Annotated in this window: 14 protein-coding genes; 2 read left to right on the top strand and 12 right to left on the bottom strand. The window is 61.6% G+C overall.

The annotated features are described in order from the left end of the window. Positions 1–6: 6 nt before the first annotated feature. Both NKH89_RS13485 and NKH89_RS13490 read right to left on the bottom strand, forming a co-directional pair. Positions 7–291 (bottom strand): hypothetical protein, encoded by a 285-nt coding sequence (locus NKH89_RS13485; protein ID WP_156942693.1) that lies wholly within the window; start codon positions 289–291, stop codon positions 7–9. Between the two features lie 160 nt (positions 292–451). Then, positions 452–778: a DUF736 domain-containing protein gene (locus tag NKH89_RS13490; RefSeq protein WP_023802426.1), complete on the bottom strand. Its 327-nt coding sequence runs from the start codon at positions 776–778 to the stop codon at positions 452–454. Between the two features lie 939 nt (positions 779–1,717). Between NKH89_RS13490 and NKH89_RS13495 the strand changes: the two genes are divergently transcribed. Then, positions 1,718–2,182, top strand: coding sequence for a hypothetical protein (locus NKH89_RS13495; RefSeq protein WP_023802424.1), 465 nt, complete (start codon positions 1,718–1,720; stop codon positions 2,180–2,182). A 41-nt stretch (positions 2,183–2,223) separates the two neighbouring features. Here the strand turns inward: NKH89_RS13495 and NKH89_RS13500 are convergent, their stop codons facing one another. The 5 genes from NKH89_RS13500 to NKH89_RS13520 form a co-directional block, all read right to left on the bottom strand. Then, positions 2,224–3,141: a DUF2493 domain-containing protein gene (locus NKH89_RS13500; protein WP_352909069.1), complete on the bottom strand. Its 918-nt coding sequence runs from the start codon at positions 3,139–3,141 to the stop codon at positions 2,224–2,226. Positions 3,142–3,427: 286 nt separating this feature from the next. Continuing rightward, positions 3,428–4,456 carry a DUF7146 domain-containing protein gene (locus tag NKH89_RS13505; RefSeq protein ID WP_031256304.1) on the bottom strand — a complete coding sequence of 343 codons (1,029 nt, stop codon included), beginning with the start codon at positions 4,454–4,456 and terminating at the stop codon, positions 3,428–3,430. Continuing rightward, a complete protein-coding gene (locus NKH89_RS13510; protein ID WP_352909071.1) occupies positions 4,453–8,808 on the bottom strand; it encodes a strawberry notch-like NTP hydrolase domain-containing protein in 4,356 nt (1,451 codons plus the stop codon). The genes NKH89_RS13505 and NKH89_RS13510 overlap by 4 nt, the downstream gene beginning before the upstream one ends. Before the next feature lie 84 nt (positions 8,809–8,892). Further along, positions 8,893–9,537, bottom strand: a complete 645-nt coding sequence (locus NKH89_RS13515; RefSeq protein WP_023802420.1) for a DUF8835 domain-containing pootine — start codon at positions 9,535–9,537, stop codon at positions 8,893–8,895. Continuing rightward, positions 9,530–10,009 (bottom strand): DUF6878 family protein, encoded by a 480-nt coding sequence (locus tag NKH89_RS13520; RefSeq protein ID WP_023802419.1) that lies wholly within the window; start codon positions 10,007–10,009, stop codon positions 9,530–9,532. The genes NKH89_RS13515 and NKH89_RS13520 overlap by 8 nt, the downstream gene beginning before the upstream one ends. A gap of 501 nt (positions 10,010–10,510) precedes the next feature. Between NKH89_RS13520 and NKH89_RS13525 the strand changes: the two genes are divergently transcribed. Beyond that, positions 10,511–10,786 carry a type II toxin-antitoxin system ParD family antitoxin gene (locus NKH89_RS13525; protein ID WP_023803839.1) on the top strand — a complete coding sequence of 92 codons (276 nt, stop codon included), beginning with the start codon at positions 10,511–10,513 and terminating at the stop codon, positions 10,784–10,786. A 10-nt stretch (positions 10,787–10,796) separates the two neighbouring features. Here the strand turns inward: NKH89_RS13525 and NKH89_RS35830 are convergent, their stop codons facing one another. The 5 genes from NKH89_RS35830 to NKH89_RS13550 all read right to left on the bottom strand — a co-directional run bounded on the left by NKH89_RS35830 (position 10,797) and on the right by NKH89_RS13550 (position 15,035). Then, positions 10,797–11,393, bottom strand: a complete 597-nt coding sequence (locus NKH89_RS35830; protein WP_023803838.1) for a hypothetical protein — start codon at positions 11,391–11,393, stop codon at positions 10,797–10,799. Further along, positions 11,393–11,761 (bottom strand): hypothetical protein, encoded by a 369-nt coding sequence (locus NKH89_RS13535; RefSeq protein WP_023803837.1) that lies wholly within the window; start codon positions 11,759–11,761, stop codon positions 11,393–11,395. Before NKH89_RS13535 ends, NKH89_RS35830 begins: the two co-directional genes overlap by 1 nt. Before the next feature lie 127 nt (positions 11,762–11,888). After that, positions 11,889–12,290, bottom strand: coding sequence for a carbohydrate kinase family protein (locus NKH89_RS13540; protein ID WP_245277868.1), 402 nt, complete (start codon positions 12,288–12,290; stop codon positions 11,889–11,891). 130 nt (positions 12,291–12,420) lie between these two features. Continuing rightward, positions 12,421–12,801 carry a DUF3085 domain-containing protein gene (locus tag NKH89_RS13545; RefSeq protein ID WP_352909075.1) on the bottom strand — a complete coding sequence of 127 codons (381 nt, stop codon included), beginning with the start codon at positions 12,799–12,801 and terminating at the stop codon, positions 12,421–12,423. 80 nt (positions 12,802–12,881) lie between these two features. Next, positions 12,882–15,035, bottom strand: a complete 2,154-nt coding sequence (locus NKH89_RS13550; protein WP_352909078.1) for a ParB/RepB/Spo0J family partition protein — start codon at positions 15,033–15,035, stop codon at positions 12,882–12,884. Between the last annotated feature and the right edge of the window lie 154 nt (positions 15,036–15,189).

Consider the following 15,189-nt stretch of genomic DNA (forward strand, 5'->3'; position numbering starts at 1 on the left):
GGCCGATCAGGCCGCTTTTGAGCGTTTGTAGGCGAGGTAGCGATCGCCGACGGCGAAGGCGTCGTCCAAGGTCAGGACGCCGTGCTCCTCGAGCGCGGAGAGGAATTCCTCGAACGGGCCGAGTTCGTTGCCAGAGCCGCGCATGATGGCGAGGCTGCCGCGATCGTCGTCATCGAGCATTGCCTGACGATGACGCGAAAACACGTCGAGGTCGCCGGTCTGGAAGAAGGCATTGATCACCGCGTCGGCTTGTTCGCGCGTGGTGATGATGTCGGGAACATTGTCGAGCATGGCGCCTCTCTTTCGGCGCTCAATATAGACATTTCTGCCATGATTTTCAACGTTTTGCAGCCTGTTGACGGGCATTGCGAGCACTCCTTTCGGTTGTTTGAGGGGCACCGACGCAGAAACCCCCGCCCTTGCGGGCGGGGGTTTTTACAGAGCGGGCCGATTAGTTCGCCGGCGGGTTCCAGATCATGACGTATTCGCCTTCCTTGCCACCGGGGGCCGGTGCGATGTTGGCGTAGAGGGTGCCGAACTCGGGGGCGCGAAGCGAGACGGAGATGTATTCGGCTCCGGTGCGCTGCGAGGTGCGGACCCAGGCTGCGCCGAGTTCGAAGCCGTTGCGGGATGCGACCACGCGGTAGTCGGGTTCCTGGCTTTCGTCGCTGCGCTTGGCGTTTTCGACGATCGAAATCGGGCAGCGGATCGCGAGGGTGGCGAGGGTGCCGGTGAAGCCTTTTTCGTTGGCGGTGAGGCGAGCGATGGTGGCGGACATTGCGGTTCTCCTTAGCTGATCGGGATCATTCCCGTGAACGCCCCATGACAAAGCGCCAGACGGCGGACTGGTCACGACGGGATTTATCCCGGAGCTTGACCCATGCCTGTGCCAGCGGGGGAGGGGGATCACCCACCCGAAGGGCGGCGCGCCTGCGCGCCGTGATCGCGCAGCGATTATGGGGAACCCCCCGCTGGCTTGCCCTTTAGGGTCAGGCGTGGGTTGACCCGGCCGACGGCGGCGGTTCGAATAAGGGGCGTCACTGGGGATGAATTCGGATTAGACACGGAGAACGTTGTCTCCGCTCCTCGTGTTTGCCTCTCAACGGAAGGGCCGTAGGACGGGCCCGGCTTTCGCCGATCTCAGCTAGCGGCCGGTGTGTGGCCGAAGCACCATGCTGTCCGGGCACAGGTCACGGTTCAAAGGGGGTCGCATTTCGCTGGCGATCGATCTGCGCGACTGTGTCTGCCTTCCGCCCCTGCGCCGGTTCGCAGAATCCTGCTCATTCCGTGTTTCCCGTGAATCAGCCTCGCCAGCATCGTTGCGACGGCCATGGCCTGAAGCATGGCGATGTCTCCCCGATCTGGGATCCTTGCGACTGGAGTCCGCTTGAACCATATGGCCGAAAGCGCGGGGCTTGCTGGGACCTCAAACGCCCGAATTGTATCGTACGAAACAATTTGGCCTCATGATGAAGATCAATCCGACGAAGAAAACCTATAACGGGCTCGAGCATGCCTATGCGGTGTTCAATGCGGAATTTCGGGGACGTGCCGTCGTGCCTCATAACCATGCCGCGGGTGAAAAAGGCCTACGGCTATTTCGCCGGCGGTCGTTTCGGCTCGAAGGACGGCGCGCTCGTGACCGACTGAATCGCGCTGAACCCCTCGCAGTTCAGCGTTCGCACGACAGAACAGAGCCTTTCGACTCGCGCATGAGATGGTGCATCTGTGGCAGCACCATTTCGGCAAGCCGTCGCGCGGCGGCTATCACAACCGCGAATGGGCGGAGAAAATGCATTCCGTGGGGCTCGCTCCGTCATCGACCGGAGAGCCTGGCGGCAAAAAGACCTGGCAGCGTGTCACGCACTACATTGCACAGGGAGGACCTTTCCGGACCGTTTTTGCCAAGCTGGAGAAGGAAGGCTTCGACGCGCTCTATGTCGAGTTGTGGGACGACGCGAAAAAGCAGGCGGCGCGTCGCAAGAAGGCGGCGAGCAAGACATGCTATACCTGTCCGTCATGCGGTCTGAATGCGTGGGCGAAGCCCAATGTCCGGCTGATGTGTGCGGAATGCGTTCTTGACCTTGAACCTCCACCGCCCGATGAAGACGCCGATGACAAAGAGGAGCCGGAGGGCGATATGGCCATCGGCCAGGAGATCGACGGCTTGGCTGTGGCTTAGCCGGGGCATTGATAGCCCCGGCGATTGTAGGAGGGCGTCGATCACGACGCCTTCCTGTTGCCGATGCGCTTAACCGGGATACCGAGGGCGCGAGCCTTGTCGACCAGGTTCTCGGTGATGCCAGTGCCCGGGCAGGCGATGACGCCGATCGGCATCGTGTCGAGCAGGGCATCGTTGCGCTTGAAGGGGGCAGCCTTGCGATTCGCCTTCCAATCGGGCTTGAAGGCCACCTGAGTGACGCTACGGGCGTCGGCCCATTTGGCGGCGATGAGTTCAGCGCCGGACGGTGTGCCGCCGTGCAGCAGGATCATGTCCGGGTACTTTTCGCGGGTCTGGTCGAGCACCTGCCAGATGGCGTCATAGTCCTGATAGTCGCCGCCAGTGAAGGCAATGCGCGTTCCGGCCGGGCAATGGGTTTCGATCTCGGAACGGCGCTTGGCGGAAATGAAGTTGCGGCTATCGATGACGGCGGCGGTCAGGGCGCGGTGCGAGACCTTGGAACCAGTGCGAGGCAGCCAAGCGGAACCGGTTTCAACGCGGTAGTGTTCGGCGGCGACATCGCGCATCGCCTCGAAGGCGTTGCGGCATTCGGTGAGCGAGAAGCCTTCCGCGACCAGCCTTTCCAGTTCGACGCTCTTCACCTCGGAGCCGTCCTGTTCGGCAAGCGCGGTGCGTTGACGGCCTTCGTTGTCGTCAAGGCGCTTCTGCGTGTGGGAGAGGCGGCGATGAAAGAGGTTGACGACGGACCAGAGCACTTCTTCGGCTTCGTCCTCGAGGCGGGTTCCGGAGAAGATCGACTGGATCGCGTCGACCATGGTCGCGACGCCTCCTTCAACGGCGTCTGCATCGGGGAGGGGACGGAAGTCGGGTTCGTCGGAGTGGGGGCGGACGCCGTAGAGCGCGAGTTCGTCGAGGAGGGCGGCGGTTGGGCTGGACGTGGGAGCAAGGTGCTGCGACATGGTTCGGTCCTTTTGTTGTGGCCAGCTCGGCCTGGGATGAGGCGATATCAACCCTCAGGAGACCGCCGCGCACCCGAAGGGCCGCAGCGCAGCGAAGGACGCCGTCACGCAAAAAATTGTTGCGCGAGGAGCCGGGCTTGCCCGGCGGGGAATTTTTTGCAGGTGGCGGCGTTGCGGGGCGGTCGAGGGCGCCTCTGCGCCCGACCCGGAGGGTTATGTCGCGAACTCATCCAGGCCGTGCGGCCCACTGCTTTACCGGGCCGGTTCCCGCCGCGCCTGTTTCCTTTCAGACCTTCGCCAGATCGAGGATACGGGCATTGTCGAAGGCGGCTTGCAGCCGGGCTCGAAGTGCGATGAGACCGTCTTCGCGAAGATCGTCGTTGAAGTCGTTGCGCACCGGCAATAGGTCGAAAACAGCGATCCCGAGATCTTCGGAACGCTGACGAAGCAGCTGCGCGGCCTGCACGCCGGCGTTATCATTATCGCGGGCGATCCAGAGACGTTTGATGTGCGCTGGTGGCATGAACTGGCCGAGATGCGTTGCCGTCAGGCAGGAAGCGAGGGGAAGGAGTGGAAAGGCCGTGCCTATGGAAAGCACCGTCTCCATGCCTTCGCCGGCAATGAGATCGACGGACCCGGAGCCGTGCTGAAACCGCACGGCATGGCCTGCAAGGTTGCCGATCACGCGCTTGGGCGCTGCGATCGATGCGAGGCGCGGCTGCAATGGGTCCAGCCATGTTCGAGAGCAACCAGTGACCAGGCCTGCATTGTCGGTGATCGCGGCAAGCAGGGCAGGAAGCTGACGGCTTTGTCCGGTTTCGTCGCGGAAGTAGACGGCGTGATGATACCGCAGTGCCGGTCCGAAGCGGGCGATACCACGGTAGCGCAAATAACGCTCCGCAAGCGTGTCTTGCACCGGGCGCCCGATGGCAAACAGCTTGCGTGCTGCGAGGGAACGATCCGAGTCCGATGTGTTGCCGTTGTGCGCAACGGCGCGCTGCACTGAACCGATATCGGGCCGTCCGAGAAAGCGCCGGGCTTCGCAAAAGACGGCTCCCCATGTAGGCAAGGGCAGTTGCTCCCCGATGATATCGAGAAGATCGCCATACTCGCCGGTGGCGTGGTCCGTCCAAAGGCCGGGGCGGCGGCCGGCCGATTGATTCAGTCGCACGGCAAGGCTTTGCCCGGGATCGCCATGCTTGTTGCCGACGATCCAGTAATTGCCGATCTTTCGACCGGCAGGGAGCCAGGACCGGCAGAATTCTTCGGCGTGCTCGGCGAGGGCGCGTGAGATTTCGGAGGCATTGTTCATCATGCTACCTCCGAATGGTCGACCATCCGGTAGCGCTCAAGCAGTCTGTCGAGCACGCCCGGATTGTTGGCGGGTATGAACAGCCGGGTTGACCATGAAATGATCTCAGTGAAGCAACCGAGAGCCTTGAGCGCGGGCAGCGCCGAAGCGGAATGGCCGGTGATTTCAAGGCGAAGCTCACCCATGACGCGGGAGCGTTTCAGGGTGAGACCGCCGGAAATATCGACCGTAGCACCGCGTTCCATGACGGCTTCGAGCATTTCGGCCGGCGTCATATCCACGGTGGCGTCGATGCCAAGTGAGCGGTAGACCGATGAAAGCTGGTCCGTCGTCACCAGTCGGCCGAGGATGCGTTCGCCTTCATTGGTTTCGAGGCGATAGACACGGCAGTTTTCGTCGGGAATCCTGTTCCAGATTGGCAACAGAAGGCCGGAGATCAGCGTGAGGCGACGCGTCGAAAACTGAGGTATCTGCGACACCTCGTCCGACCAGGCGTGCTCGAATTCGGCGTCGGTCGCCGGATTCCAGTGTGAAAGCTCTAGTTCCGCCTCGAAAAGCTTTTCGCGATGCATGGGCCGAGTGAGCTGCACGCGACGGATTGGCGTTCCATCTTCATCCATGACGCTCGGGGCCGATTGCATCAATGCGGCGCGACCGGACTTCGCATTGACCAGCAAACTGGCCGAACGATCCGAAGCGGCGATCTGACGAACCGTGTCGAGCAAGAACGGCTTGTTCCGGGTCGTCTCGTTGATGCTCAGCGCCAGTGTGGTCGCGCCGCTGGCCACATGCTGATGGATGACTCGGCGTTCGATGACATCGAAGCGCTCCGCGGTGAGTGTTTCGAGGCCGACATCGAGAGTGCCAGCGCGCAGCGCGTCATCGATGATCTTGTCGAGCAGCATTTCGAATGTCTCAAAGATGGCATTCTGCATGTCGATCGTGAGCGCGAGGCAACGATTGAGGAATTGCGAGATCGGCGGCAACTCGTCGAGCAGGCAACCTGCAGAATCGACGATGTTCAGGGCGGTCATGTCGATGAAGTAGGTCAATGAGCAGGCATCGACCTTGCCGCGAACGAGATTGGAGAAGAACTGCCGCAGCGCTGCGCGCGCATAGGGGCTTTCCAGATTGTCTTCGGGCCGGAACATGCCTTGCCCCCCAGTCTGGCGCTGACCCTTGGTGATCGCACCGAGGGTATCGAGCCGACGGGCAATGGTGGAAAGGAAGCGCTTCTCACCCTTGACGTTGGTGGCGCAGGGCCGGAAGAGCGGCGGTTGCGCCTGATTGGTCCGGTGAGTGCGCCCGAGGCCCTGGATGGCGTTGTCAGCGCGCCAGCCGGGTTCGAGAAGGTAGTGTACGCGCAACCGCTGATTTTTTACGGTGAGGTCCGCATGATAGGAGCGGCCGGTACCGCCGGCGTCGGAGAAGACGAGGATACGCTTGGCATCATCCATGAAGACCCGCGCCTCGCTGAGATTTGCGGACCCTGGGCGGCGTTCGACGGCGAGACGACCATCAGATGTCCGGACGATGCGGCGCGTGCGGCCGGTTACCTCGGCGACGCGGTCTTTTCCGAAATGCCAGAGAACCTGGTCGAGCGCGCCGTGTACTGGGGGGAGAGCGCAAAGATGTTCAATCAGGCGGTCGCGTCGTTCGAGAGCTTCGCGGCACTGGATGGGGTTGCCGTCTGCATCGAGAGCAGGCTTTGAGCGGAGATTTCCGTCCTCGTCAGTGTAAGGCTCGAAAAGCTGCGTCGGGAAGGAATGGGCGAGGTAGTCGATGACATACTCGCGGGGCGTGATGTCGAGCGACAAATCGTTCCATTCCGAGGCCGGGATTTCTGCAAGCCGACGATCGAGCAGGGCTTCGCTTGTCGAGACGATCTGGATCACAGCCGAGTGACCGGAGGCAAGGTCCTCTTCGATAGCCTTGATCAGTGACGGGCACTTCATGGCCGTGATAAGATGATTGAAGAAGCGCTGCTTGTTGCTTTCGAAGGCGCTGCGAGCCGCTGATTTCGCCTGCCTGTTAAGGGTGCCTTCATCCGATGTGATGCCGGAGGCAAGAAGCGCCTGTTCCAGATTCTGGTGGATGACCTGGAATACACCGGCATAGTCGTCATAGATCGCACGCTGCGCATCCGTGAGCTCGTGGACGAGCATTTCATATTCGACGCCTTCGAAGGAGATTGAGCGGGCGATGTAGAGGCCAAGGGCCTTGAGATCGCGCGAGATCACCTCCATGGCGGCGATACCGCCAGATTCCATGGCGCCGACGAAATCGGCACGGGATGCGAAGGGAAAGTCGCCAGTGGCCCAAAGGCCGAGGCGGCTGGCATAGGCCAGGTTGGAAACGGTTGTCGCTCCGGTGGCTGAGACGTAAAAGACGCGAGCGTCGGGGACGGCGTTCTGTAGGCGAAGGCCGGCAAGGCCCTGCTCGGAGGGTTTCTTTTCGCCGCGTTCGCCCTTGTCGCCGGCGGCATTGGCCATTGCATGGGCTTCATCGAATGCGATCACGCCGTCGAAATCCTGGCCAAGCCAGTCGATCAGCTGCTGGAGGCGGCTTGCCTTCAAGTTGCCGTCGCCGTCCTGACGTTCGGCAGTCCGCATTGTGGCGTAGGTGACAAAGAGAATGCCCTGCTCGAGCTTGATGGGCGCGCCCTGGCGAAAGCGGGCGAGCGGCACGATGTCGGATGCAGCGCCGCCAATAGCGGTCCAGTCGCGGACGGCATCCTCGATCAGCTTGTCGGATTTGGAGATCCACACGGCACGCCGGCGACCCTTGAGAAAGTTGTCCATGATCACGCCGGCGACCTGGCGACCCTTGCCGCACCCGGTTCCGTCCCCGAGATACCAGCCACGGCGGACCCTGAAGGCGTTGTCGGCGTCTTCGGGCGCGGCCTTCAGCTGGTCATATGTGTCATTGACTGTGTAGGTGCCCGACAGGTGCGCGCTGTGCGCCTCGCCGGCATAGACCACGCTCTCGATCTGGGCATCGGAAAGAGCCCCGGTTGCAATGAGGGATTTCGGCAAGGTCGGCCGATAATAGGGGAGAGGAGGCGCAATCGACGCCATTGCGGCCGATTGAACGAGAGCGGTCGGATGTGCGACGGCGCCGACAATATTTATAGCCTGAACGCGATAGGGCTCGTAGAGGCCGGCCGGCTGCGTCGGTGTGTCGGAACTGTCGGCGCGAGGCTCATAGACGACGTCTCCGACTTCGGCCTTGTCGAGAGGGTGTCGAGCTGCTTCTGCTGCCGCCGCACGGGCCTGGGCGCGTGCCTTGTCGCGCAAGGCCATGATGGTCACAGCCGGCTTTGTCGTCCGGAGCGATACAGCGGATGGGGTGATGGCGAGGCTGCGGGCGGGAACGCCGTTGGCGACGCGCGTCAGCAGCTCAGCGCACGAAACGGCTGGCTGCGTATGCAGCGCGGCAGCCGCTCCGGAGTTGGCCCCCTTGTCGATCACGGTGAGACGGGTTTCGAAGGTGGTGCCGTGACTGGCGTAGACCCGGCCTGAGATCGCAGAGCTGAAGTGAATGGTGGCGCGGTCCTCGATCGACCGGAAGAAATCACCCCATTGGCTGGAGCCAGGGGCGAAGTTCGAACCTGAGATCATGACAAGGCGCCCGCCAACGGAAAGGCGAGCGAGCGCGGAGCGGACGTGCTGCATGGTCGCGGCACGGAATCGGCCTTCGACGTTCGGCGCGGCCGAAAACGGCGGGTTCATCAGCACGATTGTGGGGGAAAGCGAGGCATCGAGCCGGTCATGGATGGTGGCGGCGTCGTGACGGGTGACATCTGCCTCGAAAATGTCGCCGAGGAGCTGCGCGCGATCGTCAGCAAGTTCGTTGAGAGCAAGATCGGAGCCTGCGATGCGTGCGAAGCAGGCGAGCGTGCCCGTGCCGGCGGACGGCTCGAGGACGAGATCATCGGCCGAGAGACCGGCGGCATGGGCAGCGACGAAGGCAAGGGGCAGCGGCGTCGAGAATTGCTGCAGGCGCTGCGATTCCTCGGAACGGCGGGTTTGAGTGGGAACAAGCGCGGAGATCCGCTCAACCATCGCCAGTTCGGCGGCCGGATCGGCTGCCTGACGGCGAATGCGCGAGCCGTATTTGAGCATGAAGAGGATCTGCGCGCATTCGAGCGCTTCGTAGGCGTCCTTCCAGACCCATGCACCATTGGCGTCTGTGTCGCCATAGGCGGATTCGACGGCATTGCGCAGCATGTCCGTCGTGATGGCCTTGCCGGTTTCGAGAAAGGGAAGAAGGGCGCGCGCCGCCGCGAGGAGCGGGGCGGCAGCGAGCTGAGCGTTGAGGGGAATGGAGCCGATATGGCTGAAGGGGACGTTCATGAAGGCCTCCGGGTTTCAGGGAAAGCTCCCGGCGGCTCTCTTTGGCCGCGGGAAGGCTTGCCCTTCCCGGCCTGCCTCTAACTCTCAGCCGAAGCGTCGGCCTGTCGCAGTGAAGGTGTAGCCGTTGGCGATGATGGTCTCGTCCACGGCTTCATCAGACGAGATGTTGTCGTATTCCTGCTCGAGCTGGCGGTAGAGCCAGCGCGCCAGGTCCCGCAACGCTTCGATAATCACATCCTCTGCATCGCCGGCGACGTCCTGATAGGTCGGGCTGTCGCGCTCGACCGAAACGGACATGCAATATTCGTGGTAATAGTGGCCACGATGCACAGTTTCCGCTTTGAGCTGATAGAAATTTCGACGCTGCACGCGTTGCAGGGTGTCGGCGATGCGGTGCAGTCTTTCGTCGAGCGGCGCGTGAGCGCGGATTTTGTGGACGCAGTCCTTGGCATAGGCGTAGTACGCCTCGAAACAGGCGCCGTCGCCCTGGCTCCAGAAGCCAGAGAACCAGATACGGGGATCCGATCGCGATTGTCCGCTCATCAGTTGAACGGGACGGGTCTTGAGGCGAATGCCGAGGATGGCGCAGATGGTCTCGAAATCATCATAGACGAATTCGAACCAGTCATAATCGAAGCCGTTCTCCCTGTACCAGGCGCGCGCGATTTCCTTGGCCGCGTCGGACAGTTCGTCGAGGCGATACACTGTGGTCTCGATGACATCAGGCATTGGCTTTTCCTCCATGGCGGGGCACGAGCACGATCGAACGGGCCGCAACGTTGAAAACGAGTTTGTCCGGGCTGGAGGGATCGACCTCGCAAGTGCCGTAAGCCTGCTCCAGGCAGTCATAGGCCATGCGCTCGATCGCATGAGGGATTGACAGCTCGAGGGGGATAGGGTCCGGCAATCCCCATTGCGGAATTGAGAGGGTGATGGGTCCCTGGGGGAGCCGCGTTGATCGATCGTCGGAAATGAGCGCTAATTGCTCGATGCGGCCGTCATCGTCGTCTGGGTCGACGGCGACGATAATGAGAGAGATGCGCGCTGCGGCGAGCGCTTCGAATAGCGCGGCGCGGTTTGGGGAACGCATCTTGGCGGAGAGGACACGATACGCGGCCAAATTTGCATCGTATCTGGCAAGCGCTTCGTCCAACGCGGCGTCACGCGCCGGCGCGCGCGGTAGCAGGGCTATCGCTGACATGGGGCAGGCCTCCGGAGAGCGGGATGAAGGGGAACCGGCGGGCGCTCTCTTTTCGACCGCGCCGGTCCGACCTCTTTCCGGCCTGCCTCTTGCTCTCGATATCGCGTGGGGAGGAGGGCGCCGTCAGGCGCCCGTTTCGTCGGGCGTAACGCCTGGTCTGGAATAGGTGGCTTCAAGCGAAGCGACCATGATGGCCGCCTGCGTGATCGCTCCGACAGAAGGCGGGCCAAGGTAAAGTTTAGTGGGCTCGCAGAGTTGGCCCTTTTCGCAGCTTCGGGCCGATTAGGCCTGCTTGGCGAGCATGGCTTGCCGCCGATCGAGCCGTATTCACGTTGATACGCTAATACGTCTATGCCGACCGCCACGAGATCACGCTTGCCGGAGAGATCGAGCGGGCGATGAGCGCACTTATCGATGACGAGGGGTAGCGCGGTTTCCGATCGCCTCCTTGTAGGATAGTGTTCAATCCTATTGAGCGCGATTGATGATGGGAGATTTCCCATGCGCAGCACACAACAGTTCAGCGTCACGTTGCCGAACGAAATGGCGCAGATGGTCAAAACAATGGTTTCGTCGGGCGAGTATGCCAGCGAGAGCGAGGTTATCCGCGACGGTCTGCGCGCCTTGCAGGCGCGCGACAAGGCCCTCGAGAACTGGATGCGCACGGAAGGCGTTGCCGCCTACGACAAGCTGAAGGCCGATCCGAGCCGGGCGCTCAGCGTGAGCCAGGTGCGCCAGCACCTCGCCGACAAGCGCAAGCGGCCCGCCTCCGCGTGACCCATAAGATTCATTTCACCCCAGAAGCCCTGCAACAGCTTGACGAGATGGAAACCAAATCGCTGAGGTAGGGTCGCCCACTGTGGCGGCGCGATGTGTCGATTCCATCGTGGACTATTGCGAAAACCTGCAAACCTTTCCGCACCGAGGCACGCGACGCGACGATCTTCGGCCGGGCATGCGAACGTTTGGGTTTCGCCGGCGTGTGACGGTTCTGTTTGAGGTAGCGGACGACCTGAATATCCTCGGCGTTTATTATGGCGGCCAGGACTACGAGGCGGCCTTGCGGGACGAGGAGGAATAGCAGGCTAAATACACGCCCCGCCACCCGCCTCCGGCCAATCGAGCGATCGAGGACTTCGGTACGTCTGCTTTCGAACATCGTGTCGATGCAGTCGCGATAGTGGCGCTCATCGGCCGGGGTCCAGGTGGAAGCATGGCGACCGCACTGACGGACCTTTTTCCGGTCCCTGATTGTCATGCGTTCGGCGGCGCGGAGAATCTGGCGATCGATGATCTTCAGATGCCGGCAGTTGATACGGCAGCCTCCTCCGTGCGCAGGAGGTTCGCTCTTGGCGTCCGGATGGCTCTCATCGCAGCGCTCCATCAGCCATCTGGGCCGGAATCGAGCGGTGTGGGCGGCATGTGATGGATTTCAGCGCCTTCGCGCCGGTAGGCATCCATAACGTGATAGAGCGGAACGAAAGAGAGGCTGTTCCAGGGCGGGGAATCGGGCGCGCGACCGACGGCGATCATTGGCCCGCTGCAGGCAAGTTTCGCAACGACGCCGAAATCGAGTTTGCGGCTGTCGTAGACGGGCAACCCTGCGGCGATGGCTTCCGCCTTGACGGTTTCGCAATCATAGCCGCTGAGCCAGCCGTGGCCGTAGTGCAGGGAGAAGCCGCCGCGGCCGATCGACAAGTGTCCGCCTTCGGTGGCAAGGGCTTTTTCAATGTAAGGGGTATAGTCGGTCATGGGTGCGTGCTCCGCGACGAGCGGCCGCGTGCCTGTCACGCGGTCTAAAGAACCCGTCACGGACAAAAGGGCCGCCCTTTGACCAGAAGGGCGGCCCTGTGGAACCGACGGCAGGAACCCATGAGGTTTATCGGACTATGCCGAGTTGTTCGCCGATGCTCGGCGGTGTCGGTTTGCTTGATTCCTTGATCATGGAAACGATGGCTTCGCGCGAGAGACCGGAAAGGTCATAGCCTTGTGCGCGCGCAGCGGTGACAATGTCTTCTAGCGATGGAAACTCTTCGAGGAGTGTTCCAAGCCATAGTTCGCACATGTCCGTTTCCTCGTCGGGAAACGCCTGCAGGAAAAAGGTCCGCAAGGGCGGATCGTAGCCGATGACGGCTTCGGGATCGGACTTTCCGCCCTTGGTGACAGTAGCATTATGTCGGCTGATGCTCTCTCTCCAATCTCTAGTATTCGTAGGTTCGGGACCCGTCGGGCAGATCGCAAGCGATCTGGACGTGAAGCGTTTCCAACTCGTCGGGCTCATAGTGCCGATCCCGCCAACCGATGGCTTCGCGCAATGTCGGGAAGGATGTTATGTCTGTCTCGCCGATATATCCGGCGTTCTCGACGACAGTGAATTTGCGTTCATGGTCATGCTCCAACGAGGAAGCCGGTCAATGCCGGGGTTGTTCGGTGAAAACTGAAATCGTGGTTTCGGTGAACTCGAAGACAAGCGGACTATTGGCGGCAATGGCATCGCGCACGACAGCGGCGTCGATGAATTCGCAACCGTCATCACCGCCGAAGGAGGCCTGTTTGGCAGCCCACCACTGATCGAAGGGCATGGAGTCGGGATTGCACTCCCGGGCGTAGACGATGATCTGCTTGCCATCGGTCGCCTTACCGTTATGCATGAGGTAGACGCCCTGATCGCCGACCAGCCAGAAGCCGGCGGGATCCTCGACGCCCCATCGAGGACGCAGGCCCAAAGGCCAGCGGGATTCGGCTGCCGCGAGCAGGTCGCGCAATTTGTCCGCGGGGAAAGTCAGTCGCATGATATTGCTCCGTTGATGTTGATGCGAAAACGGCCCGGTGTGAGCCGGGCCGTGGTGTCGATTGGGTCGGAGGCAAGCGGTCAGGCCGCGTTTTCTTTCAGGAAAGCGGGAATATCGCCGTCTTCGTCGAAATCCTGCTCGTGTTCCTGAAGCTCGTCCTCGGGATCGGCGTCGCCAGCTTTATCGACGTCGGTTGCCCGGTCTTCGTTGTCTTTCGTGTCGAGATCATCGTCATCGTAATCGTGCGACGAATAATCCGGAGCCGGAGCCCGCTCGGTGAAGGAGCCGGTGAAGGCCATGCCGTCGGGCAGCCAGGTGGAGGTTTTCGCGGCCGTGTCAGGGGTGAGGCCGGCTGCGGCGCGCGGATCCTCGCTGAAAGCCTGCTCCATGCTGGCGGCGATCACCGGCTTCTTGTCCTTGGCCTTGTCGTCTGCCCACCGGTCATCAATGAGCTCGCGTGCGACCTTGATGGCGTGGTCCTTCTTGGTCTTGCCCCAATAGTTTGCAGCCGTGGGCCTCCAGCAAGCGGCGGCATCAATTGCCATGCGGTGACCGATAACCTCGATGACCGGATTGGCGTCGGTGTCGGTTGCGAGCTGCTGGATGACGCCATGTGCCGAGCACCAGGCGAAAAGAGCCTGTTTGTCGGCGTCGGGCAGGGCGCACATGGCTTCGAAGTCGTGCGGGCTTGCGAGTGATAGCCATTCGACGTTGAGCCCGTCGCGGGTCGCCTGAAGCATGCGGGCGGCGACGGTATCCTTGATGGCATCGCGGTTGCGCCAAGTTTCGGCGTGCGTGATCGACACATTGACTGGCGTCGAGCGGGAGGACGAGTTGCGCAGCGTGCGGAAGCACATCGAATAGAGCATAACGTCAAAGGCGGTGGCGAAGTCAGCGGCGAGATGTGCCTGCAAAATCTGATGACGCGTGGCGCGCAGCTCCTCAGCAAGCGACAGCGAGACGCCTTGCTGCTTGCGGGCGTCAGTTGCCGGATCATTGTTCGCATCGGTCGTGCGGGTCGAGACCGGCAGCTGAATGTCCGGACCGGTGCTGTCGCCTTCGTCTTCATCCGAGACAGACTTCTTTTTTGGGAGGTCTTCGGGGCGGACAAGACCGGCCTCGGTGCGCAGATCACCACCATGATCAACGGTGACGACAACACCGGCGATCGCCTTCTGTTCGGCCGTGAAGGTGGCGCTGTTGGCAATGATCGTCCGGATTTCTTCAAGGCGCTCGGAAGCGGCGTCTTCCTCAGCCTGCAGTTCGTCCGTCCAGGTCCCCTCGTTATACTCGTTCGAAAACGCCTCGAGACGAGTTTCGAGGTCCTCGAATTCCTTGACAAGTGCCGGATCCGGTTCGACCGGCTCCGGATAGACGCGACCGAAGGCGCGGAAGGCGTCATAGGTGACTTCGAGTTCAACTGCGACCCATTTCCATTCCTTGGCGAGTTCGTCGGCTGTCGCCTGCAGCTTTTCGCCGGCAAGTTTTTCGAGCAGATCGCTATCGGCGAGATGGACGCTGTTGTTGTCTGAGAAGAGGTCACGAAGCACCGTGCCGCCGGCGGCCTGGTAGGCCTCGACGCCGACGAAGCGGGCAAGTTTGGAATTGCCGTGATAGGTGCGCTGCGTCAGGGCCGACTTGATGTTGCTCGGATAGGCCGCGTAGGGGCTGTTCGTGTATTCTTCCCACACTTCGTTCTGTCGGCCGTGATCGTCGGTGATGGAGAAGGCCTGCACGCATTCGAGTGTCATTTTGTTGGCGCGAAACGCCTCGATGATGACGGGAGAGACGCGAGCGAGCTTCATGCGGCGATCGATGAAGTTGAGGGTGACGCCGAAGCGGTTGGCGATTTCTTCGCGAGACCAGCCCTTCTTCTCAAGGGCGTTGAACGCCTCGGCCTCGTCGGCCGGGTGCATGCCGGCCCGAACGAAATTTTCGATGAGGGAGGTTTCCTCGGCCTGCTTCTTGGTCTCGATGATGCAGGGGATTTCCTTGTCGGCGCTGATCTCCCCTTCGGCGAGCAAGCGCTCGAGCATGGTGAGCCGGCGGCCGCCGGCATGGACGTGATAGGCGTTACCGGATTTGTGAATGAGGAGGTTCTGCTTGATGCCGTTGGCTTTGATGCTGGCATAAAGCTCGTTGTCTTCCTCTTGGCTCGCAGCCGTCTTGCGGACATTGAGCGGGCTGAGGGATAGCTTGTTGAGGGGGATCATGGCGATGGTGGGATTGGTCATGGCATGGGTCCTGATGAGCCGGGCGGGAGAAACTCTCTCCTCTTTCGGAGCCCGGTCACCCGGGCTCCCCTGCCTCTTACTCTATCGGGCCACACCGGGCGGGGCGATTGCCGCTTGAGGCAGGCTGCCGTATGGTTCTAAGCATAAAAGCAAT

It is taken from the genome of Mesorhizobium sp. M0923 (genome assembly GCF_040319365.1).
Lineage (GTDB): Bacteria > Pseudomonadota > Alphaproteobacteria > Rhizobiales > Rhizobiaceae > Mesorhizobium.